Annotated in this window: 27 protein-coding genes; all 27 read right to left on the reverse strand. The window is 40.4% G+C overall.

The features are described 5' to 3' along the window. On the reverse strand, positions 1-1024 hold a 1024-nt coding region (gene secY, locus AC11ZT_RS04855), incomplete at its 3' end, for a preprotein translocase subunit SecY (protein ID WP_484058528.1). Then, a complete protein-coding gene (rplO, locus tag AC11ZT_RS04860; RefSeq protein WP_484058529.1) occupies positions 1024-1464 on the reverse strand; it encodes a 50S ribosomal protein L15 in 441 nt (146 codons plus the stop codon). The genes rplO and secY, both read right to left, overlap by 1 nt. Before the next feature lie 32 nt (positions 1465-1496). After that, on the reverse strand, positions 1497-1676 hold the full coding sequence (rpmD, locus tag AC11ZT_RS04865; protein WP_379971405.1) for a 50S ribosomal protein L30: 180 nt from the start codon (positions 1674-1676) through the stop codon (positions 1497-1499). 19 nt (positions 1677-1695) lie between these two features. After that, positions 1696-2196 carry a 30S ribosomal protein S5 gene (gene rpsE, locus AC11ZT_RS04870; RefSeq protein WP_484058530.1) on the reverse strand — a complete coding sequence of 167 codons (501 nt, stop codon included), beginning with the start codon at positions 2194-2196 and terminating at the stop codon, positions 1696-1698. A 21-nt stretch (positions 2197-2217) separates the two neighbouring features. After that, positions 2218-2580: a 50S ribosomal protein L18 gene (rplR, locus tag AC11ZT_RS04875; RefSeq protein WP_484058531.1), complete on the reverse strand. Its 363-nt coding sequence runs from the start codon at positions 2578-2580 to the stop codon at positions 2218-2220. A 32-nt stretch (positions 2581-2612) separates the two neighbouring features. Further along, entirely contained in the window at positions 2613-3152 is a 540-nt protein-coding gene (gene rplF, locus AC11ZT_RS04880; protein ID WP_484058532.1) for a 50S ribosomal protein L6, read from the reverse strand. A gap of 26 nt (positions 3153-3178) precedes the next feature. Then, positions 3179-3577, reverse strand: a complete 399-nt coding sequence (gene rpsH / locus AC11ZT_RS04885) for a 30S ribosomal protein S8 (protein ID WP_379971401.1) — start codon at positions 3575-3577, stop codon at positions 3179-3181. 29 nt (positions 3578-3606) lie between these two features. Next, a complete protein-coding gene (gene rpsN, locus AC11ZT_RS04890; RefSeq protein ID WP_066072337.1) occupies positions 3607-3792 on the reverse strand; it encodes a 30S ribosomal protein S14 in 186 nt (61 codons plus the stop codon). A gap of 33 nt (positions 3793-3825) precedes the next feature. Continuing rightward, on the reverse strand, positions 3826-4365 hold the full coding sequence (gene rplE / locus AC11ZT_RS04895) for a 50S ribosomal protein L5 (protein WP_484058533.1): 540 nt from the start codon (positions 4363-4365) through the stop codon (positions 3826-3828). A gap of 29 nt (positions 4366-4394) precedes the next feature. After that, a complete protein-coding gene (gene rplX / locus AC11ZT_RS04900; protein ID WP_484058534.1) occupies positions 4395-4706 on the reverse strand; it encodes a 50S ribosomal protein L24 in 312 nt (103 codons plus the stop codon). A 37-nt stretch (positions 4707-4743) separates the two neighbouring features. Next, a complete protein-coding gene (gene rplN, locus AC11ZT_RS04905; RefSeq protein WP_379971398.1) occupies positions 4744-5112 on the reverse strand; it encodes a 50S ribosomal protein L14 in 369 nt (122 codons plus the stop codon). A gap of 44 nt (positions 5113-5156) precedes the next feature. After that, positions 5157-5420, reverse strand: a complete 264-nt coding sequence (gene rpsQ, locus AC11ZT_RS04910; protein ID WP_379971397.1) for a 30S ribosomal protein S17 — start codon at positions 5418-5420, stop codon at positions 5157-5159. A 22-nt stretch (positions 5421-5442) separates the two neighbouring features. Continuing rightward, complete coding sequence (gene rpmC, locus AC11ZT_RS04915; protein ID WP_379971396.1) at positions 5443-5643, reverse strand: 50S ribosomal protein L29; 201 nt, start codon at positions 5641-5643, stop codon at positions 5443-5445. Next, positions 5633-6067 carry a 50S ribosomal protein L16 gene (gene rplP / locus AC11ZT_RS04920; protein ID WP_484058535.1) on the reverse strand — a complete coding sequence of 145 codons (435 nt, stop codon included), beginning with the start codon at positions 6065-6067 and terminating at the stop codon, positions 5633-5635. The genes rpmC and rplP overlap by 11 nt, the downstream gene beginning before the upstream one ends. A 2-nt stretch (positions 6068-6069) precedes the next feature. Continuing rightward, positions 6070-6729 carry a 30S ribosomal protein S3 gene (gene rpsC, locus AC11ZT_RS04925; RefSeq protein ID WP_379971394.1) on the reverse strand — a complete coding sequence of 220 codons (660 nt, stop codon included), beginning with the start codon at positions 6727-6729 and terminating at the stop codon, positions 6070-6072. Positions 6730-6732: 3 nt separating this feature from the next. Beyond that, entirely contained in the window at positions 6733-7074 is a 342-nt protein-coding gene (rplV, locus tag AC11ZT_RS04930; RefSeq protein WP_484058536.1) for a 50S ribosomal protein L22, read from the reverse strand. A gap of 17 nt (positions 7075-7091) precedes the next feature. Next, positions 7092-7370, reverse strand: coding sequence for a 30S ribosomal protein S19 (rpsS, locus tag AC11ZT_RS04935; RefSeq protein WP_484058537.1), 279 nt, complete (start codon positions 7368-7370; stop codon positions 7092-7094). 57 nt (positions 7371-7427) lie between these two features. After that, positions 7428-8258, reverse strand: coding sequence for a 50S ribosomal protein L2 (gene rplB, locus AC11ZT_RS04940; protein WP_379971391.1), 831 nt, complete (start codon positions 8256-8258; stop codon positions 7428-7430). A 27-nt stretch (positions 8259-8285) separates the two neighbouring features. Continuing rightward, the gene (gene rplW, locus AC11ZT_RS04945; protein WP_379971390.1) at positions 8286-8576 is read right to left on the reverse strand and encodes a 50S ribosomal protein L23; all 291 of its coding nucleotides are present in this window, start codon (positions 8574-8576) and stop codon (positions 8286-8288) included. Continuing rightward, complete coding sequence (rplD, locus tag AC11ZT_RS04950; RefSeq protein ID WP_484058538.1) at positions 8576-9199, reverse strand: 50S ribosomal protein L4; 624 nt, start codon at positions 9197-9199, stop codon at positions 8576-8578. Before rplD ends, rplW begins: the two co-directional genes overlap by 1 nt. Positions 9200-9222: 23 nt before the next feature. Beyond that, a complete protein-coding gene (gene rplC / locus AC11ZT_RS04955; RefSeq protein ID WP_484058539.1) occupies positions 9223-9855 on the reverse strand; it encodes a 50S ribosomal protein L3 in 633 nt (210 codons plus the stop codon). A 38-nt stretch (positions 9856-9893) separates the two neighbouring features. Next, entirely contained in the window at positions 9894-10202 is a 309-nt protein-coding gene (gene rpsJ / locus AC11ZT_RS04960) for a 30S ribosomal protein S10 (RefSeq protein ID WP_484058540.1), read from the reverse strand. 429 nt (positions 10203-10631) lie between these two features. Beyond that, entirely contained in the window at positions 10632-11819 is a 1188-nt protein-coding gene (gene tuf, locus AC11ZT_RS04965) for an elongation factor Tu (protein WP_484058541.1), read from the reverse strand. A 121-nt stretch (positions 11820-11940) separates the two neighbouring features. After that, positions 11941-14019, reverse strand: a complete 2079-nt coding sequence (gene fusA / locus AC11ZT_RS04970; protein WP_484058542.1) for an elongation factor G — start codon at positions 14017-14019, stop codon at positions 11941-11943. A gap of 201 nt (positions 14020-14220) precedes the next feature. Beyond that, on the reverse strand, positions 14221-14691 hold the full coding sequence (gene rpsG, locus AC11ZT_RS04975; protein WP_484058543.1) for a 30S ribosomal protein S7: 471 nt from the start codon (positions 14689-14691) through the stop codon (positions 14221-14223). A 31-nt stretch (positions 14692-14722) separates the two neighbouring features. After that, positions 14723-15145 (reverse strand): 30S ribosomal protein S12, encoded by a 423-nt coding sequence (rpsL, locus tag AC11ZT_RS04980; protein WP_484058544.1) that lies wholly within the window; start codon positions 15143-15145, stop codon positions 14723-14725. Between the two features lie 258 nt (positions 15146-15403). Further along, positions 15404-19015 carry a DNA-directed RNA polymerase subunit beta' gene (rpoC, locus tag AC11ZT_RS04985; RefSeq protein WP_484058545.1) on the reverse strand — a complete coding sequence of 1204 codons (3612 nt, stop codon included), beginning with the start codon at positions 19013-19015 and terminating at the stop codon, positions 15404-15406. Positions 19016-19029: the final 14 nt, after the last annotated feature.

Genomic DNA, 19029 nt, shown 5'->3' on the forward strand with positions numbered 1-19029 from the left:
TTAGATTTTCAGCCATCTGTTCAGGATTGACTTGAACGAATGCATAGAAATAAGTAAAGGCGATAATTAAAGCAACATATACAATCATTCCCACAGGATGAGAATAGTTAAAGTTTTGAATAATCCATTGCGATACATTACTTTGCGGAAAAAACTGAGCAATTGTTGGTGGTGTGATCAAGAAAGAAACAGCGAAAATAACTGGAATGACACCTGCACTATTTACTTTTAACGGTAAATGTGTGTTTTGTACATTTCCATATGAGCTACTTCCTGCTGTACTCTTAGCGTACTGAATCGGAATTTTCCGAGTAGCTTGTTGAATGTAGATAACACCAACAATAACTGCTAATACAGCTATTAGGATCAATACGATTTTCAAAACACTTAGAAATAGTTGATCTCCAACGTTTTGAAACTGCTGAATATAAACTTGGTTCACAATATTTGGAATTGCTGCGGCAATACCAGCAAAAATGATAATAGAAATACCATTACCAACGCCATTTGCTGTGATCTGCTCACCAAGCCACATTAAAAATGCCGTGCCTGCTGTTAAAACCGTCGCAATATACAAATACGTTGCCCAACCTGGATTTACTATCAATTGTCCGTTTGCTAGATTGTTAAATCCGATTGACATCGCAATGGCTTGGATAAACGCTAAGACGATTGTTAGGTAACGGGTAAATTGAGTTAACTTACGACGTCCCATCTCACCTTGGTTTTTCCATTCCGTAAACTTTGGAACTACATCCATTTGCAATAGCTGTACAATAATGGATGATGTAATGTATGGCATAATTCCCATCGCGAAGATAGAGAAATTCTTTAAGGCTCCTCCACCAAACGTGTTTAAAATGCCTAGTGCATTTAACGAATCTTGTGCTTTTAATACTTCTGCGTTGACGTTCGGCACCGGAATGAAAGTCCCGATGCGAAAAACGACCAACATTGCAAGGGTGAACAAAATCTTACGTCTTATCTCAGCAACGCGCATAAAGTTGGAGATTGTGCGAAACATTAAATCACCTCAGTTTTGCCACCAGCTGCTTCAATTGCTTCTACGGCAGTTGAAGAAAACTTGTGAGCTTTAACGGTAAGTTTCTTTTCTAACTTACCACTTGCAAGGATTTTAACACCGTTATTGACTTTGCTAATAACTCTCGTTTCAAGCAATAATTCAGGTGTTACCTCTGTACCATCTTCAAAGCGATTTAATGCAGAAAGGTTAACGATTACGAATTCCTTGCGGTTAACATTCGTAAATCCACGTTTTGGTAAGCGACGGAACAATGGTGTTTGACCACCTTCGAATCCAAGACGAACACCACCACCAGAACGAGCGTTTTGTCCTTTATGACCTTTACCAGCAGTTTTACCGTTACCAGAACCGATACCGCGACCGACGCGGTTACGAACTTTACGAGAACCTTCAGCAGGCTTTAATTCATGAAGTTTCATTCTTAAGCACCTCCTTATAGTAAAATTGATTATTAAGCTTCTTTAACCGTTACAAGGTGAGAAACTTTTGTGATCATACCGCGAATCGCAGGAGATTCTTCTTTGACTACAGTTTGTTGAAGCTTACGTAAGCCAAGAGCTTCTACTGTTGCACGTTGATCTTGCGGACGACCAATTACACTACGAGTGAGGGTGATTTCTAACTTTGCCATTTCATTTCCCTCCTTATTTTTAGCCTAGTAGCTCTTCTACAGATTTGCCACGCAATTTTGCTACTACATCAGCACTTTTTAGATTACTTAAACCACTAACAGTGGCACGAATCATATTTACAGGTGTGTTAGATCCTAAAGATTTAGAAAGAATATCTTGAACACCAGCTAATTCAAGCACTGCACGAACTGGGCCACCAGCGATAACGCCAGTACCTTCTGCGGCAGGTTTCAAGAATACTGATCCAGCTCCGAACTGACCAAGTATTACGTGAGGAATAGTTGTGCCAACAAGTGGTACAGTAATTAAGTTTTTCTTAGCATCTTCGATAGCTTTACGGATAGCATCTGGAACTTCTTGTGCTTTTCCAGTACCGAAACCTACATGGCCGTTCTTATCTCCAACAACAACCAATGCAGCGAAACGAAAACGACGTCCGCCCTTTACAACCTTAGCGACACGGTTAATCGTAACTACGCGTTCTTCAAGTTCTAATTTGCTTGGGTCAATGCGATTCATGTATTTTCCCTCCTTTGACCATTAAAATTGTAATCCAGCTTCGCGTGCAGCATCAGCTAACGCTTTAACACGACCGTGGTAGATATATCCGCCGCGATCAAATACTACTTCTTTAATACCTTTTTCAATAGCACGTTTTGCAACTGCTTCTCCGACTGTTGTAGCTGCAGTAATGTTGCTAGTACCTTCGAAAGAAAGTTCTTTATCAAGAGTAGATGCACTTGCAATCGTAACACGATTAACATCATCAATTACTTGTGCATAAATGTGTTGATTAGAACGAAATACATTCAAACGTGGACGTTCAGCAGTACCTGTTAACTTCGTACGTACACGTGCGTGTCTTTTTCTACGAATGGCATTCTTATCAGGCTTCGTGATCATTTATGTCACTCCTTTCCTATCACATAACGAAATTACTTAGCAGTTTTACCTTCTTTACGACGAACAAATTCGCCTTCATAACGAATACCTTTACCTTTATAAGGTTCAGGAGCACGAACCGCACGAATGTTAGCAGCTACTTCGCCAACACGTTGCTTGTCGATACCTTTAATGATGATTTTTGTATTAGCAGGAACTTCGATTTCAATTCCTTCTTCTGGTTCAAATTCAACTGGATGAGAGTATCCAACGCTTAGTACTAGTTTTTTGCCTTGCTTTTGAGCACGGTACCCAACCCCGATTAATTCAAGACCACGTTGAAAGCCGTTTGTAACACCTTCCACCATGTTCCCGATCAAAGAACGAGTCGTACCATGAAGAGCACGATGCGCTTTATCATCAGAAGGACGTTCTACTGAAAGAACGTTATCTTCGATTTTAATAATCATATCAGCATGAAAAACACGAGTAAGTTCACCTTTAGGACCTTTAACTGTTACAGAGTTGTTTTCGTCAGCTGTAATCGTTACGCCTGCAGGAATTTCAAGAATCTTTTTCCCAATACGAGACATTTGTCACACCTCCGTTCGTTTCAAAATTACCAAACGTATGCTACGATTTCTCCACCTGTTTGTGCTTGACGAGCTTGTTTGTCCGTCATAACACCTTGAGATGTAGAAACAATTGCAATACCTAATCCGTTAAGTACACGTGGTACTTCGTCAGCCTTTGCGTATACGCGAAGACCTGGTTTACTAATACGCTTTAATCCAGTGATTACGCGTTCACTATTTGGACCGTATTTCAAGAAAATACGAAGAACACCTTGCTTGTTGTCCTCAATGTATTCTACATCGCGAACGAAACCTTCACGTTTCAAGATTTCTGCAATTTCCTTCTTAACATTAGAAGCAGGAACTTCTAATTTATCGTGACGCACCATGTTCGCATTACGGATGCGAGTAAGCATATCTGCAATAGGGTCTGTCATCACCATTTGTGTTACCTCCTTCCCATTTTCGGGTTTTACCAACTTGCTTTTTTAATGCCAGGAATTTGTCCTTTATATGCTAATTCACGGAAACAAATACGGCAAAGTTTGAATTTACGGTATACAGAGTGTGGACGACCACAACGTTCGCAGCGTGTATACTCTTGAACCTTAAACTTTGGAGTACGTTTTTGCTTCGCAATCATTGATTTTTTAGCCACGTTTTCGCCTCCTCTACTTAGCGCTTGCTTCCATTATTTTTGGAAAGGCATACCGAATTGAGTCAACAATTCGCGACCTTCTTCATCAGTATTTGCAGTCGTTACAATAACGATGTCCATACCGCGTACTTTACTTACTTTATCATAATCAATTTCAGGGAAGATCAACTGTTCTCTAACACCTAGAGTATAGTTTCCACGACCATCAAAAGATTTTTTAGAAATACCATGGAAGTCACGTACACGTGGTAATGAAACTGAGATTAATTTATCAAAAAACTCATACATTTTTTCTCCACGTAATGTAACTTTTGCACCAATCGGCATTCCTTCACGAAGGCGAAAACCTGCGATTGATTTCTTTGCACGTGTTATAACTGGTTTTTGGCCAGCGATCATTGTCAATTCTTCAACTGCGTTATCTAACGCTTTTGAATTGGATACTGCATCGCCAACACCCATGTTAATAACGATTTTGTCAAGCTTTGGTACCTGCATTACTGATTTATAACTGAACTTGCTCATTAGAGCAGCTGAGATTTCTTTTTGGTACTTTTCTTTAAGGCGATTCAATGAAGGGACCTCCTTTCGAAAAAAATTTATTATTTATCTAATGATTCACCGGATTTAACCGCTACGCGAACCTTTTGACCGTCCACTTCTTTATAACCTACGCGAGTAGGCTCACCAGTTTTTGGATCTAATGGCATTACATTAGATACATGGATTGGCGCTTCCTTAGTTTGAATTCCACCTTGTGGATTCAATTGAGATGGCTTAGAGTGCTTCTTAACGATGTTAACACCCTCAACAATGACACGGTTTTGCTTAGGAAAAGAAGCTAGGATTACGCCTTGCTTTCCTTTGTCTTTACCAGTGATTACTTGTACTTTGTCACCTTTTTTTACATGCATCTTACTTGTGCACCTCCTTAGAAAGGCAATACTTAAATTATAAAACTTCTGGAGCTAGTGAAACAATTTTCATGAAATTGCTTTCGCGCAATTCACGAGCAACTGGTCCGAAGATACGAGTACCACGAGGGCTCTTATCATCTTTAATAATAACTGCTGCATTTTCGTCAAAACGGATGTATGATCCGTCATTACGGCGTGCACCGCTTTTTGTACGAACGATAACGGCTTTAACAACTTCACCTTTTTTAACAACGCCACCTGGTGTTGCTTGTTTAACACTAGCGACGATGATATCACCGATGTTAGCAAACTTGCGACCAGAACCACCAAGTACTTTAATTGTTAATAATTCACGTGCACCTGAGTTATCGGCAACTTTCAAACGAGTTTCTTGTTGGATCATGCTATGAAACCTCCCTTCGGATTTCTCATTATCCGAGTCGTCTATTAAATAATTACTGCTTCTTCAACGATTTCTACTAAACGGAAACGCTTTGTTGCTGATAGCGGACGAGTTTCCATAATCTTGACGATATCGCCAATCTTAGCTTGATTTTGCTCGTCATGCGCTTTGTACTTTTTAGAGTATTTCACGCGTTTTCCGTATAAAGTATGAGTCTTGTAAGTTTCAACTAAAACAGTGATCGTTTTGTCCATTTTGTCAGAAACAACACGTCCAGTGTAAACTTTACGTTGGTTGCGTTCGCTCACAAGGCAAACCTCCCCTCAAATTTTATCCGTTAATTCCAATTTCTCTTTGACGAACTACAGTTTTCATACGAGCAATCGCTTTGCGTACTTCACGAATGCGAGCTGTATTTTCTAGTTGTCCTGTAGCAAGTTGGAAGCGAAGGTTAAATAATTCTTCCTTTAACGCTTTAACTTTTTGTTCAATCTCGGCAGTGGTTAATTCACGAATTTCATTACTTTTCATTTGCTTCACCACCATTTTCTATACGTTTTACAATTTTCGTTCTGATTGGAAGCTTGTGACTAGCTAAACGTAATGCTTCACGAGCGATTTCTTCAGATACGCCAGCGATTTCAAACATTACCTTACCAGGCTTAACTACTGCTACCCAGCCTTCAGGTGCCCCTTTACCGGAACCCATCCGTACTTCTAATGGCTTTGCAGTGTAAGGCTTAGAAGGGAAAATTTTGATCCAAACTTGACCGCCACGTTTCATGTAACGAACCATTACACGACGAGCAGCTTCTATTTGACGGTTAGTAATCCAATGTGCTTCAAGTGCTTGAAGACCGAATTCACCGAAATGAACTTCAGTGCCGCCTTTCGCTTTACCTTGCATTCTACCACGATGTTCTTTACGATATTTAACGCGTTTAGGCATCAACATGATTATTTTCCTCCTTCCTCAGAAGCTTTCTTTTTTGTAGGAAGGACTTCTCCACGGTAAATCCATACTTTTACGCCAAGCTTACCATATGTTGTATCTGCTTCTGCAGTTGCATAGTCAATGTCTGCGCGAAGAGTATGAAGTGGAACAGTACCTTCACTATAAGATTCAGAACGAGCAATATCAGCTCCGCCAAGACGACCAGAAACTTGAGTTTTAATACCTTTTGCTCCTGAACGAACCGTACGTTGAATTGCTTGTTTTTGAGCACGACGGAATGATACGCGATTTTCTAATTGACGAGCGATGTTTTCAGCAACTAGCTTTGCATCAAGATCAGCTCTTTTGATTTCTAAAATGTTAATGTGTACTCTCTTGCTAGTTAGTTGGTTAAGAGCTTTACGAAGCGCTTCGACTTCCGTACCACCTTTACCAATTACCATACCAGGTTTCGCAGTATGAATAGTTACGTTTATACGATTTGCAGCACGTTCAATTTCAACTTTAGAAACAGCAGCATCCGCTAAACGAGCAGTAATGTATTCGCGAACTTTAATGTCTTCATGCAAAAGATCAGCAAAGTCTTTTTCAGCATACCATCTTGACTCCCAATCGCGAATGATGCCGACGCGAAGACCGACCGGATTAACTTTTTGACCCATCGATTATCCCTCCTTCTTTTCTGATACCACGATTGTGATGTGGCTAGTACGCTTGTTAATTTGGCTTGCACGTCCCATAGCACGTGGACGGAAACGTTTCAAAGTTGGACCTTCATCAACAAAAGTTGCGCTAACAATCAAATTGTTAGGATCCATCTCATAGTTATGTTCTGCGTTTGCAATTGCAGAATTTAAAAGCTTTTCTACAACTGGAGATGCAGTTTTTGGTGTATGGCGAAGGATTGCGATCGCTTCCCCTACTTGCTTTCCTCGAATTAAATCTACTACAAGACGAACTTTACGAGGAGCAATACGAACTGTTCTCGCTACTGCTTTAGCTTGCATGTAAGTTCCTCCTCTCTTTATCTTTTCGTTTTCTTATCGTCGGCATCATGGCCTTTGTACATACGTGTAGGCGCAAATTCACCTAATTTATGACCTACCATGTCTTCTGTTACGAAAACAGGCACATGCTTACGTCCGTCATAAACAGCGATTGTGTGTCCGATGAATTGTGGGAAAATAGTGGAACGACGTGACCAAGTTTTAATAACTTGTTTACCGGTATTACCGTCTAATTGTTCGATTTTCTTCATTAAATGATCATCGACAAATGGTCCCTTTTTTAAGCTGCGAGCCATTTTTGTACCTCCCTTCGCGATTGCTGTACGGTTCTAATGAACCGTACTTCAACCCCGTTATTTTTTACGACGACGAACAATGAATTTGTCTGAAGCCTTATTTTTCTTACGAGTTTTGAATCCAAGAGTAGGTTTACCCCATGGACTCATTGGAGATTTACGTCCGATAGGAGCACGGCCCTCACCACCACCGTGTGGGTGATCATTAGGGTTCATTACAGAACCACGAACTGTAGGACGTTTGCCTAACCAACGAGAACGACCTGCTTTACCGATTTTAATAAGTTCATGTTGTTCGTTTCCAACTTGACCTACTGTAGCACGGCATGTTGATAACACTAAACGTACTTCACCAGAAGTTAAACGTACTAATACGTATTTTCCTTCTTTACCAAGCACTTGTGCAGATGAACCAGCAGAACGTACTAATTGGCCACCTTTACCAGGCTTAAGTTCGATGTTGTGAATAATTGTACCTACAGGCATATTAACAAGAGGTAGTGCGTTACCTACTTTAATGTCAGCATCAACGCCAGACATAATTTCCATACCTACTTCTAGGTTTTTTGGAGCAATAATGTAACGTTTTTCTCCGTCAATATAATGAATTAGAGCGATGTTAGCTGAGCGATTTGGATCATACTCAATTGTAGCAACGCGTCCTAGAATTCCATCTTTATCGCGCTTAAAGTCAATCACACGATATTGACGCTTATGTCCGCCACCTTGGTGACGTACAGTAATTCTACCTAAGTTGTTACGTCCTGCTTTATTATATAAAGGTCTTAGTAATGATTTCTCTGGAGTACTAGTAGTAATTTCAGCGAAATCGCTAGCAGTCATATTACGACGACCGTTAGAGGTTGGTTTATACTTCTTAATTGCCATCTCGGTTTCCCTCCTTCTCTATTAGAATTAAACGCCTTCGAAGATTTCGATTTCTTTGCTGTCGGCAGTTAATTTCACGATAGCCTTTCTACGACGGTTTGTTAAACCAGAGTAGCGACCAACTCGTTTAAATTTAGGTTTGTAGTTCATGATGTTAACTTTTTCAACCTTCACGCCGAAGATTTCTTCAATAGCTTGTTTTACTTCCGTTTTGTTCGCTTTCACGTCAACATCGAAAGTGTATTTTTTTTCAGCTGTAACTTCCATAGAACGTTCAGTAATAACTGGGCGCTTAATAATATCACGAGGATCTTTCATTATGCAAGCACCTCCTCTACTTTTTCCACTGCTGCTTTCGTCATGATTAATTTGTCATGATAAAGAACATCTAACACGTTCACGCTATTAGCAGTAATAACTGTAACACCAGGGATGTTGCGAGCAGATAATGCAACTGCTTCGTTACTATCGTCAGTAACGATTAGTGCTTTCTTCTCTACAGACAAGCCTTTAAGTACGGATGACATTTCTTTTGTTTTAGGTGCATCAAATGCTAAGCTATCAAGAACAATAATGTTGTTTTCAAGTACCTTAGTAGACAATGCAGATTTAACAGCTAAGCGACGAACTTTTTTAGGTAATTTGTATGCGTATGATCTTGGAGTTGGTCCAAATACGATACCACCACCACGCCATTGTGGAGAACGAATTGAACCTTGACGAGCGCGTCCAGTTCCTTTTTGTTTCCATGGTTTACGACCACCACCGCGTACTTCAGAACGGCCTTTTACTTTATGTGTACCTTGACGAAGTGATGCACGTTGCATAACTAAAGCGTCAAAAAGTACAGCTTCATTTGGTTCAATTCCGAAAATAGCTTCTGCTAATTCGATTTCACCAACTTGTGATCCTGCTTGATTAAATAACGTTACTTTTGGCATTGGATGTCCTCCTTTCTATTTTTTTATTTTCCAGCCTTAACAGAGCTTGAAATCACTACGAATGACTTCTTAGCGCCTGGTACGTTACCTTTAATTAAAAGTAGGTTGCGAGCTGCATCTACTCTTACGATTTCTAGGTTTTGTACAGTAACTTGTTCTCCACCCATACGTCCAGCAAGTTTTTTGCCTTTAAATACACGGTTTGGAGCAACAGGTCCCATTGAACCTGGACGACGATGGTAACGAGAACCATGGGCCATAGGTCCACGTGATTGTCCGTGACGCTTGATAGGTCCTTGGAATCCTTTACCTTTTGATGTACCGATTACATCAACTGCATCGCCTTGTGCAAAAATTTCTACGTTAACCTCTTGACCAACTTCGTACTCTTCAACGTTAGCATCGCGTAATTCGCGAATGAAGCGCTTAGGAGTAGTATTTGCTTTTGCTGTATGTCCTGCTTCAGGTTTGTTAGCAAGCTTTTCACGTTTGTCATCAACGCCTAATTGGATTGCATTGTAGCCATCTGTTTCAGTCGTTTTCTTTTGTAGGACAACGTTTGGAGCAGCTTCAACAACTGTTACTGGAACTAATTCGCCATTTTCAGCAAACACTTGAGTCATACCGATCTTTCTTCCTAAGATTCCTTTGGTCATGAGTCACACCTCCTGCAATAATTTGTGTTTTGTTTCATTTATAGTTTTATTTCGATATCTACGCCAGACGGTAGATCTAAACGCATAAGTGAATCTACGGTTTGTGGAGTAGGGTTCACGATGTCGATTAAGCGTTTATGCGTGCGCATTTCAAACTGCTCACGAGAGTCTTTGTACTTATGCACAGCACGAAGAATTGTGTATACAGTTTTTTCAGTTGGTAACGGAATCGGACCTGAAACCGTAGCACCAGAACGTTTTGCAGTTTCCACAATTTTCTCTGCTGAACGATCAAGAATACGATGATCGTAAGCTTTTAAACGGATGCGAATCTTTTCTTTTGCCATTATTTTCCCTCCTTCTTCGCCTATTTTAAAAATAGACATTCTCCATGGAAATTTTCCGCACACGCGCCATGGCAAAGCGGCCGGGTGTGTCGGTAACCTTCCACTTCAACGCAGTCAAAGACCAACATTTAAATTATACACTGTATTACCCAAAGATGCAACTATAACATAGGCACTTTTTTGAGCACTTTTAACATTATACATGGAGCAAAAAAGATTTTCAACAATATATACAATTTACGATAAATCTTTTCATAACCGTATTCTTTCTTTGACATCTTTTCCTATACTACCAATGCTGATAACTCTATCATACTTTCCTAAATAAGGCCGGAACAAAGATAAATAGCTTCCAATCTTTAATTTTTTACGCAAAAAGAGCTTAGAACAAATTGTTCTAAGCTCTTCTATCATTATTGTTTTTATAAATTATTCAATGATTTTTGCTACTGAACCAGCGCCTACAGTACGTCCGCCTTCACGGATAGAGAACTTTGTACCTTCTTCAACAGCGATTGGAGCAATAAGTTCAACTGTCATTTCAGTGTTATCGCCAGGCATAACCATTTCAACGCCTTCTGGTAAATGAACGATGCCAGTTACGTCAGTTGTACGGAAATAGAATTGTGGACGATAGTTTGTGAAGAATGGAGTGTGACGTCCACCTTCTTCTTTTGATAGAACGTAAACTTGTGCTGTAAATTTAGAGTGAGCCTTAACAGAACCTGGTTTAGCAAGGATTTGTCCACGTTGGATATCTTCACGAGCTACCCCACGAAGAAGAGCTCCGATGTTGTCACCAGCTTGTGCTTGGTCAAGAAGCTTACGGAACATTTCTACGCCTGTTACAGTAGTAGATTTGTTTTCTTCAGCAAGACCGATGATTTCTACAACATCCCCAACTTTAACAGTACCACGTTCTACACGACCTGTAGCAACTGTTCCACGACCAGTGATAGAGAATACATCTTCAATTGGAAGTAGGAAAGGCTTGTCAGTGTCACGAACTGGAGTTGGGATATAAGAATCAACTTCAGCCATTAATTCATGAATTTTTTCTTCCCATACAGGGTCGCCTTCTAGTGCTCTAAGAGCAGAACCTTTAACTACAGGAACATCGTCGCCAGGGAAGTCGTATTCTGATAATAGATCACGAATTTCCATTTCAACTAGTTCTAGTAATTCTTCATCGTCTACCATGTCACATTTGTTCATGAATACTACGATGTAAGGAACACCTACTTGACCAGAAAGAAGGATATGTTCACGAGTTTGTGGCATTGGACCATCAGCAGCAGATACTACTAGGATCGCGCCATCCATTTGAGCAGCACCAGTGATCATGTTTTTAACATAGTCAGCATGTCCTGGGCAGTCAACGTGTGCATAGTGACGAGTTTCAGTTTCATATTCAACGTGTGCAGTAGAGATTGTGATACCACGTTCTCTTTCTTCTGGTGCACCATCGATTTGATCGTAAGCACGAGCTTCTGCTCCACCAGTTTTAGCAAGTACAGTTGTAATTGCAGCAGTTAAAGTTGTTTTACCATGGTCAACGTGTCCGATTGTTCCGATGTTAACATGGGGTTTAGAGCGGTCATATTTAGCTTTAGCCATTGTTTATATCCTCCTTAATATATACCTGTTTTTTATATAGGATAGAAAACGGAGAAGCGGTTGCCGCTCCGCTTTCTAGGCTTACATTAGTATTTATACTGGAACAATTGATAAAAATCAATTATTCTCCTTTATTTTTCTTAATGATTTCTTCAGCAATGCTGCGTGGAACTTCTTCATAGTGGTCAAATACCATTGAGAATGTTCCGCGTCCTTGCGTATTAGAACGTAGTGCTGTTGCATATCCAAACATTTCTGAAAGTGGAACCATTGCACGAACTACTTGTGCGTTACCACGAGCATCCATACCTTCAACACGACCACGACGAGATGTAATATCACCCATAATGTCACCAAGGTACTCATCTGGAATGATTACTTCAACTTTCATCGTAGGTTCAAGAAGAGCTGGGTTACATTTAGATGCAGCAGCCTTAAGAGCCATAGAAGCAGCGATCTTAAATGCCATTTCTGATGAATCGACATCATGGTAAGAACCGTCTACTAATGCAGCTTTAACGTCTACTAGTGGATATCCAGCGATAACACCATTTTTCAATGCATCTTCAAGACCTGATTGTACAGCAGGAATATATTCACGAGGAACTACCCCACCGACGATCTTGTTAGCAAATTCGAAACCCTTACCTTCTTCGTTTGGTTCGAATTCAATCCAAACGTGACCGAACTGTCCACGACCACCTGATTGACGTGCAAACTTACCTTCAACACGAGCAGGAGAGCGGAATGTTTCACGGTACGCAACTTGTGGTGCACCTACGTTTGCTTCTACTTTGAATTCGCGACGCATACGGTCAACGATGATATCAAGGTGAAGTTCGCCCATTCCAGCAATGATGGTTTGACCAGTTTCTTGGTCAGTCCAAGCGCGGAATGTAGGATCTTCTTCAGCAAGTTTTACTAGTGCTGTACCCATCTTATCTTGGTCAGCCTTAGATTTAGGTTCGATAGCTACGTTAATAACTGGTTCTGGGAACGTCATAGATTCAAGAATTACTTGATTCTTTTCGTCGCATAGTGTATCACCAGTTGTAGTATCTTTCAATCCTACAGCAGCAGCAATGTCACCTGAGTAACATACAGAAATCTCTTTACGAGCATTCGCATGCATTTGTAGAATACGTCCTAAACGTTCACGCTTACCTTTAGTAGAGTTAATTACGTAAGAACCAGCTTCCGCTTTACCAGAGTATACACGGAAGAATGTTAGCTTACCTACATAAGGGTCTGTCATGATTTTGAAAGCAAGTGCAGAGAATGGACCGTCATCAACAGCAGGACGTGTCACTTCTTCATCACTATCAGGAAGTGTTCCTTTAATTGCAGGTACATCCAATGGTGATGGTAAGTAATCAATTACTGCATCAAGCATTAATTGAACGCCTTTGTTTTTAAAAGCAGATCCACATACTACTGGGAAGAATTCTACACTTAGTGTAGCTTTACGAATCGCAGCTTTTAGTTCTTCAGCTGTGATTTCTTCCCCGTCAAGATATTTCATCATTAACTCTTCATCGTAGTCAGCAAGTGCTTCGATTAATGAGCCATGAAGTTCTTCAGCTTTTTCAAGATATTCTTCAGGGATTTCTCTCTCTTGAATATCAGTACCTAAATCATTTGTATAGAAATGAGCTTTCATTTCTACTAAGTCAATGATTGCTTGGAATTGATCTTCCGCACCAATTGGGAATTGGATTGGATGAGCATTCGCTTGCAGGCGATCATGCAAAGTTCCTACAGAGTATAGGAAGTCTGCACCGATCTTGTCCATTTTGTTAACGAACACGATACGAGGTACGCCGTAAGTTGTTGCTTGACGCCAAACTGTTTCTGTTTGTGGTTCAACACCAGATTGTGCATCAAGTACAGCAACTGCACCATCAAGTACACGTAAAGAACGTTCAACTTCTACAGTGAAGTCTACGTGTCCTGGGGTATCAATGATATTAACACGATGACCTTTCCATTGAGCTGTTGTAGCAGCAGACGTGATTGTAATACCACGTTCTTGTTCCTGCTCCATCCAGTCCATTGTTGCAGCCCCTTCGTGAACCTCACCGATCTTATGTACACGGCCAGTGTAGAACAAAATACGTTCTGTTGTAGTCGTTTTACCAGCATCGATGTGGGCCATAATACCAATGTTACGAGTGTTGTCTAAGGAGAACTCTCTAGTCATATAGTATTATTTCTCCTTCCTATTAGTGGATTGGATTTTTTAATTACAAGCATAAAAGCTGCCTCTCTCATTACACATCGTAAGTATATCAAAAAACATCTTCATTATGTAAGACGTTCATTGAAGAGTGAAAAATTTCTTTTCACTCTACCTAGATGAACGAGAAGCGACAGCTTTATATGAACAAGTATTAGTGTATTCTTACCAACGATAGTGAGCAAATGCTTTATTTGCTTCTGCCATTTTATGAGTATCTTCACGTTTCTTCACTGATGCACCAGAGTTGTTAGCAGCATCAAGAATTTCGTTAGCAAGACGTTCTTCCATCGTCTTTTCACCACGAAGTCTTGCATAGTTTACTAACCAACGAAGTCCTAGAGTAGTACGACGTTCTGGACGAACTTCTACAGGAACTTGGTAGTTAGCACCCCCAACACGACGAGCGCGTACTTCAAGAACTGGCATGATGTTTTTAAGAGCTTGTTCAAATACTTCCATAGGATCTTTACCTGAACGATCACGAACGATGTCAAATGAGCTATAAAGAATCGCTTGAGAAGTACCTTTTTTTCCGTCGATCATCATTTTATTGATAAGACGAGTAACAAGCTTGGAATTGTAAAGCGGGTCTGGTAAAACGTCTCTTTTAGAGACAGGTCCTTTACGAGGCATGTATATTTCCTCCTTTCAACATGAAATTGTATTATTTCTTAGCAGCTTTAGGTTTCTTAGTACCGTATTTAGAACGTGATTGGCCACGGTTTGTAACACCAGCTGTATCAAGCGCACCACGTACGATATGGTAACGTACCCCTGGTAAATCCTTTACACGACCGCCACGAATAAGTACAACACTATGTTCTTGTAGGTTATGGCCGATACCTGGGATATAAGCAGTTACTTCAATACCATTTGTTAAACGAACACGAGCATATTTACGAAGCGCTGAGTTCGGTTTCTTTGGAGTCATAGTACCAACACGAGTACATACACCGCGCTTTTGTGGTGCAGCCAAGTCAGTTGCTTGTTTCTTCAAAGAGTTAAATCCTTTGTTTAACGCTGGTGATTTGGATTTCCATACTTTATCAGTACGACCTTTTCTAACTAGTTGGTTAATAGTAGGCATGGGTTATCCTCCCTTCACATCTTTGTATGACCACACATCCAGGTGGTTCATTAATAGTTCAAAACAAAGTTTTTGCAAGGAAGAAGTAAGATCCTCTTCCTCACAAAAACAGTTTTAAATAATTATAAATTGCATCGAAGCGCTTTGCTCTTATATCAGTAAAACACCTTTTAAGAGCAACCTTGCTAATAGTACCATTTTGATTTACAAAATGTCAACTACTGCAAAGGAAATTTGTTTAATTTTATTTAAAAACTTTTAGCTTTCCACGTAAACTTCGTCACTTTGTGCACTTACTTCTTCAGGAGTTTTCTTAGTAAGAGAAACTTTGCGATAACGGCTCATACCAGTACCAGCAGGAACTAGCTTACCAATAATAACATTTTCCTTAAGTCCAAGAAGCTCATCGCGTTTTCCTTTAATTGCTGCATCAGTAAGAACGCGTGTTGTTTCTTGGAAAGAAGCGGCAGATAAGAACGAATCTGTTTCAAGCGATGCTTTCGTAATACCTAAAAGGATTGGACGAGCTGTAGCAGGTTGTTTTCCTTCTAGTAATACTTTTTCATTTGCATCTGTAAATTGGTGAATATCAAGCAATGTACCTGGTAATACGTCTGTTTCACCAGCATCCATAACGCGAACCTTACGAAGCATTTGACGTACCATTACTTCAACGTGCTTATCACCAATTTCTACCCCTTGCATACGATATACTTTTTGTACTTCATGCAACAAGTATTCTTGAACAGCTGTAATATCTGATACCTTTAACAATTCTTTCGGATCAATCGAACCTTCAGTAAGTTCGTGTCCGTGCAAGACAGTTTGACCTTCCGTAACCTTCATGCGAGCTCCATAAGGAACCGTATAAGTACGAGTTTCTACCGCACCTTGTACGACTACTTCTAGACGATCTTTCACTTCATTGATAGCCGCTACTGTACCATCAATTTCTGTAATGACCGCTTGCCCTTTCGGATTACGTGCTTCAAATATTTCTTGAATACGCGGCAAACCTTGCGTAATATCATCTCCGGCAACGCCGCCTGTATGGAATGTACGCATTGTCAATTGGGTTCCTGGTTCACCGATTGATTGAGCGGCGATAATACCAACTGCTTCCCCTACTTCTACATCTGTACCTGTAGCCAAGTTACGTCCGTAACATTTCTTACAAACCCCATGGCGTGTGTTACATGTGAATGCAGAACGGATAAACATGTTTTGAATGCCTGCTTCTTCAATTCTAGTTGCAATATCTTCAGTGATTAATTCATTTTCACGTACAAGAACTTCCTTCGTTTCTGGATGTTTTACTGTTCTTCTAGCAAAACGTCCTACGAGACGATCATACAGTGATTCAATAATTTCATTGCCTTCTTTAATAGCATGAACAAGCAACCCTTTGTCTGTACCACAGTCATCCTCACGAACAATAACATCCTGTGCTACGTCTACTAGACGACGTGTTAGGTAACCAGAGTCTGCTGTTTTAAGAGCTGTATCGGCAAGTCCTTTACGAGCACCATGTGTAGAAATGAAGTATTCGAGTACGGTTAATCCTTCACGGAAACTTGACTTGATTGGAAGTTCGATAATACGTCCAGATGGGTTAGCCATCAAACCACGCATACCGGCAAGTTGCGTAAAGTTAGATGCGTTACCACGGGCCCCAGAATCACTCATCATGAAAATTGGGTTACGTTTGTTCAAGGATTTCATTAGTTTACCTTGAATAACATCTTTTGCATTACTCCAAATGGATACAACACGATCATAACGTTCTTCTTCAGTAATTAGACCGCGGCGGAACTGTTTCGTAACCGTATCAACCTTAGCCTGAGCTTCATGTAGGATTTGTTCCTTTTCACCCAATACGACGATATCAGCCACACCAACTGTAATACCAGCTTTTGTGGAATATTTAAACCCAAGATTCTTCATGCGGTCAAGCATACGAGACGTTTCAGTAATTTTGAAACGTTTGAACACTTCAGCGATGATATTTCCTAAGATTTTCTTCTTAAACGGTGTTACTTCTTCTCGCTCTGCAATAATTGCTTTTACATCTGCACCCTTTGGAACGAAATACTTAATAGGTGTTTCTTTTTCTAAGTTTAATTTCGTAGGTTCATTAATGTAAGGGAACGACTTCGGTAAAATTTCGTTGAATATAAGCTTACCTACAGTTGTTAACAGTAACATTCCATTTTGCTCTTCTGTAAATGTTTCGTTATTTACAGAGCTAGCAGCAACAGCGACGCGAGAATGGAAATGTACGTATCCATTATGATAAGCAAGTAATGCTTCATTTACATCTTTAAATACCATACCTTCGCCAATCGCCCCAGCGCGTTCCATCGTTAAGTAGTAGTTACCTAATACCATATCTTGAGACGGCGTAACAACTGGTTTTCCGTCTTTCGGATTTAAGATGTTTTGCGCAGCAAGCATGAGCATACGTGCTTCTGCTTGCGCTTCAGAAGAAAGCGGAACGTGACAAGCCATTTGGTCACCATCAAAGTCAGCGTTGTATGCTGTACATACAAGCGGATGAAGACGGATTGCACGGCCCTCTACGAGCGTTGGTTCAAATGCTTGAATACCAAGACGGTGAAGAGTCGGTGCACGGTTTAATAAAACTGGATGCTCTTTAATAACCGATTCTAGAACGTCCCAAATATCTGGAGACAAGCGTTCAATTTTGCGTTTCGCACTCTTAATGTTATGCGCTAAGCCTTTCGCTACAAGCTCTTTCATTACAAAAGGCTTAAATAGCTCAATCGCCATTTCCTTTGGTAGACCACATTGGTACATACGAAGACTAGGTCCTACAACGATTACAGAACGACCAGAATAGTCAACACGTTTACCAAGTAAGTTTTGACGGAAACGTCCTTGCTTCCCTTTCAACATATGTGAAAGGGATTTTAATGGACGGTTACCAGGTCCTGTTACAGGACGTCCACGACGACCGTTATCAATTAAAGCGTCTACTGCCTCTTGCAGCATACGTTTTTCATTTTGTACAATGATGCCAGGTGCGCCTAGATCAAGTAGACGTTTTAAACGATTGTTACGATTAATAACACGACGATACAAATCATTTAAATCAGAAGTAGCAAAACGTCCACCATCTAGTTGAACCATCGGACGAAGTTCCGGTGGGATAACAGGTAGAACATCTAGAATCATCCAAGATGGTTCATTGCCTGAACCACGGAATGCTTCTATTACTTCAAGTCTCTTAATCGCACGAGTACGACGTTGACCTTGCGCTGTTTTTAATTCTTCTTTTAAAAAGTCAGCTTCTTTTTCTAAATCAATATCTTTAAGTAACTTTTTAATCGCTTCCGCACCCATTGAGGCTTGGAATGTATTTCCGTATCTTTCACGATATGCACGGTATTCCTTCTCAGACAAGAGCTGTTTCTTCTCTAAAGGAGTATCTCCCGTGTCAGTCACTACATAAGATGCAAAATAGATAATTTCCTCAAGCGCACGAGGAGACATATCTAACACAAGACCCATACGGCTTGGAATCCCTTTAAAGTACCAAATATGTGATACAGGAGCTGCAAGTTCAATGTGACCCATACGTTCACGGCGAACTTTTGCACGTGTAACTTCTACCCCGCATCGATCACATACAACACCTTTATAACGTACACGTTTATATTTTCCACAATGGCATTCCCAGTCCTTTGTAGGACCGAAAATGCGTTCACAAAACAAACCGTCTTTTTCAGGTTTTAACGTACGATAATTAATTGTTTCTGGCTTTTTAACTTCACCATGTGACCAAGAACGAATCTTGTCAGGTGATGCAAGTCCAATCTTCATATAGTCAAAGTTGTTTACGTCTATCAAGGGGCCTACCTCCC

Source organism: Ectobacillus sp. (assembly GCF_056992975.1).

What these genes read in the sequence shown, in the direction of transcription:
- rplW (WP_379971390.1), bottom strand. Translation starts at nt 8,576, where the DNA reads ATGAAAGATCCTCGTGATATTATTAAGCGCCCAGTTATTACTGAACGT.
- rplX (WP_484058534.1), bottom strand. Translation starts at nt 4,706, where the DNA reads ATGCATGTAAAAAAAGGTGACAAAGTACAAGTAATCACTGGTAAAGAC.
- rpsS (WP_484058537.1), bottom strand. Translation starts at nt 7,370, where the DNA reads ATGGCTCGCAGCTTAAAAAAGGGACCATTTGTCGATGATCATTTAATG.
- tuf (WP_484058541.1), bottom strand. Translation starts at nt 11,819, where the DNA reads ATGGCTAAAGCTAAATATGACCGCTCTAAACCCCATGTTAACATCGGA.
- rpsG (WP_484058543.1), bottom strand. Translation starts at nt 14,691, where the DNA reads ATGCCTCGTAAAGGACCTGTCTCTAAAAGAGACGTTTTACCAGACCCG.
- rpsH (WP_379971401.1), bottom strand. Translation starts at nt 3,577, where the DNA reads ATGGTGATGACAGACCCTATTGCAGATATGCTTACTCGCATCCGTAAT.
- rplO (WP_484058529.1), bottom strand. Translation starts at nt 1,464, where the DNA reads ATGAAACTTCATGAATTAAAGCCTGCTGAAGGTTCTCGTAAAGTTCGT.
- rplB (WP_379971391.1), bottom strand. Translation starts at nt 8,258, where the DNA reads ATGGCAATTAAGAAGTATAAACCAACCTCTAACGGTCGTCGTAATATG.
- rplP (WP_484058535.1), bottom strand. Translation starts at nt 6,067, where the DNA reads ATGTTGATGCCTAAACGCGTTAAATATCGTAAAGAACATCGTGGTAGA.
- rpsL (WP_484058544.1), bottom strand. Translation starts at nt 15,145, where the DNA reads ATGCCTACTATTAACCAACTAGTTAGAAAAGGTCGTACTGATAAAGTA.
- rpsE (WP_484058530.1), bottom strand. Translation starts at nt 2,196, where the DNA reads ATGAATCGCATTGACCCAAGCAAATTAGAACTTGAAGAACGCGTAGTT.
- rplF (WP_484058532.1), bottom strand. Translation starts at nt 3,152, where the DNA reads ATGTCTCGTATTGGGAAAAAGATTCTTGAAATTCCTGCAGGCGTAACG.
- rplC (WP_484058539.1), bottom strand. Translation starts at nt 9,855, where the DNA reads ATGACCAAAGGAATCTTAGGAAGAAAGATCGGTATGACTCAAGTGTTT.
- rpsJ (WP_484058540.1), bottom strand. Translation starts at nt 10,202, where the DNA reads ATGGCAAAAGAAAAGATTCGCATCCGTTTAAAAGCTTACGATCATCGT.
- rplV (WP_484058536.1), bottom strand. Translation starts at nt 7,074, where the DNA reads ATGCAAGCTAAAGCAGTAGCGAGAACAGTTCGTATTGCTCCTCGTAAA.
- rplD (WP_484058538.1), bottom strand. Translation starts at nt 9,199, where the DNA reads ATGCCAAAAGTAACGTTATTTAATCAAGCAGGATCACAAGTTGGTGAA.
- fusA (WP_484058542.1), bottom strand. Translation starts at nt 14,019, where the DNA reads ATGACTAGAGAGTTCTCCTTAGACAACACTCGTAACATTGGTATTATG.
- rpmC (WP_379971396.1), bottom strand. Translation starts at nt 5,643, where the DNA reads ATGAAAAGTAATGAAATTCGTGAATTAACCACTGCCGAGATTGAACAA.
- rpmD (WP_379971405.1), bottom strand. Translation starts at nt 1,676, where the DNA reads ATGGCAAAGTTAGAAATCACCCTCACTCGTAGTGTAATTGGTCGTCCG.
- rplN (WP_379971398.1), bottom strand. Translation starts at nt 5,112, where the DNA reads ATGATCCAACAAGAAACTCGTTTGAAAGTTGCCGATAACTCAGGTGCA.
- rpsC (WP_379971394.1), bottom strand. Translation starts at nt 6,729, where the DNA reads ATGGGTCAAAAAGTTAATCCGGTCGGTCTTCGCGTCGGCATCATTCGC.
- rplR (WP_484058531.1), bottom strand. Translation starts at nt 2,580, where the DNA reads ATGATCACGAAGCCTGATAAGAATGCCATTCGTAGAAAAAGACACGCA.